Source organism: Achromobacter sp. 1011791174, assembly GCF_059760925.1.
On record NZ_JCBANH010000195.1, the window covers coordinates 1 to 1,711 of the forward strand.

Annotated in this window: 2 protein-coding genes; one reads left to right on the top strand and one right to left on the bottom strand. The window is 67.7% G+C overall.

The features are described 5' to 3' along the window. A partial coding sequence (locus AC6LJ5_RS30260) for a GntR family transcriptional regulator (protein WP_498142446.1) occupies positions 1-690 on the bottom strand: 690 nt, incomplete at its 3' end. Positions 691-876: 186 nt separating this feature from the next. Between AC6LJ5_RS30260 and AC6LJ5_RS30265 the strand changes: the two genes are divergently transcribed. Further along, positions 877-1,689 (top strand): class II aldolase/adducin family protein, encoded by an 813-nt coding sequence (locus AC6LJ5_RS30265; protein ID WP_103275215.1) that lies wholly within the window; start codon positions 877-879, stop codon positions 1,687-1,689. Positions 1,690-1,711 lie beyond the last annotated feature (22 nt).

A 1,711-nucleotide genomic window follows, 5' to 3' on the forward strand; every position in this document is an offset into this window, starting at 1 on the left:
CGCGCCATGCTGCGAGACGAACAGGTTGCGGACGTGCTCCCAGGCATCGTCCAGATGTACCTTCATGCAGGCCTGCGCGGCCGCTGCATCGCGGCGCGCCAGCGCGTCCAGGATGGGCTGGTGCGTGGCCGCGACCATTTCCGGATCCTGGTAGACGTTGTCGATCAGCGAGATGATCATGCGCATCTCGGTCTGCGTGCTGGAGAACAGGCGCAGCAGGTAGGCGTTGCCCGACAGCTCGCAGATCAGGGTATGGAAGCTCAGGTCCAGCTCGATGCGGCGGTGCTGCGGCGCGTCGGCGGCCTCGGCGATCATCAGCTCCAGCAAGCCGCGCAGGCGGTCCAGGCCGGCGGCGTCGGCATGCTCGCAGGCGGCCGCCACAGCGGTCATCTCCAGGCTCAGGCGCACCTGGAACAGGTCGTCGATCTCGCGCACCGACATCTCGCGCACGAAGAAGCCGCGACGCGGCCTGGACACCAGGATGCCCTGGCGTTCCAGACGGCGCGAAGCCTCGCGCACCGGCGCCCGGCTGATCGCCATCTGGCGGGCGATCTCTGCCTCGACCACGCGGCTGCCCGGCGGCAGGCGCCCCTGCACGATGGCCTGGGTCAGCCGTTCTTCGACGACGCCGACCAGGTCGGGAACATTGACGGATTCGAAAGCGTTGAGGGCGGCCTGGGTATCGGGCATGGAAAGTCTCTGTCTGGGGCGGAAATGCGCCGGCTTTCCTGCACAAGAAAACCCGGCGCGACAGCTATATAGCACCCCGTTTTTTTCAAGCATATCAGTACTACTGCTAACTGTCGACAGTTGACGATCGACGCATAATGCCCAGCACCCGGCCCCGCGCCGCAGCCACCCAACCAGGACGCATCGATGGCCCTCTCCCAGGAATCCGCGCAGCCAAGCAGCGCGGCCGAACAACAGACCCGCCGCGACCTGGCGGCCTGCTACCGGCTGGTCGCCCATTTCGGCATGGACGACAGCATCTACACCCACATCTCGGCGCGCGTGCCCGGCGAGGAAGGGGCCTTCCTGATCAATCCCTACGGCCATCTGTTCCGCGACATCACGCCCGAATCGCTGGTCAAGGTCGGCATGGATGGCCATCCGGTCGCGCCCACGCCCCATGACGTCAATCCGGCGGGCTTCACCATCCACAGCGCCGTGCACATGGGACGCCCCGACGCGGGTTGCGTGCTGCACACCCACACCGTCGCCGGCGTGGCCGTGTCCTCGCTGGCCTGCGGCCTGCAACCGGTGAACCAATGGGCGCTGCAGTTCTACAACCGCGTCGCCTATCACGACTACGAAGGCATCGCGCTGGACCTGGACGAACGCGAGCGGCTGGTGGCCGACCTGGGCCAACAGAACGCCATGATCCTGCGCAACCACGGCCTGCTGACCGTCGGCGCCACCGTGGCCGAGGCCTTCATCCTGATGCTCAATCTGGACCGCGCCTGCCGCGTGCAGCTGGCGATCCAGTCCACCGGCCAGGCGACCTACCCGGTCAGCGCGCAGGTCAGCGAGAAGACCGCGCGCCAGTACGCCAGCGGCGACACCAACCGCCTGCCCGGCTCGCCCGACCCCAGCGAACGCGAATGGCGCGCGCTGCTCAAGCTGGTGGAACCTCCGCCGCCCGCCCCCCGGCTCGCGGATGCCCTCGATGGCTCCGCGCTGCGCGCCTGAACGGCGCGCGTCGCTTTCTTTC

Excerpts from the sequence above, each read along its gene's own strand:
- AC6LJ5_RS30265 (WP_103275215.1), top strand. The coding sequence starts at position 877 with ATGGCCCTCTCCCAGGAATCCGCGCAGCCAAGCAGCGCGGCCGAACAA.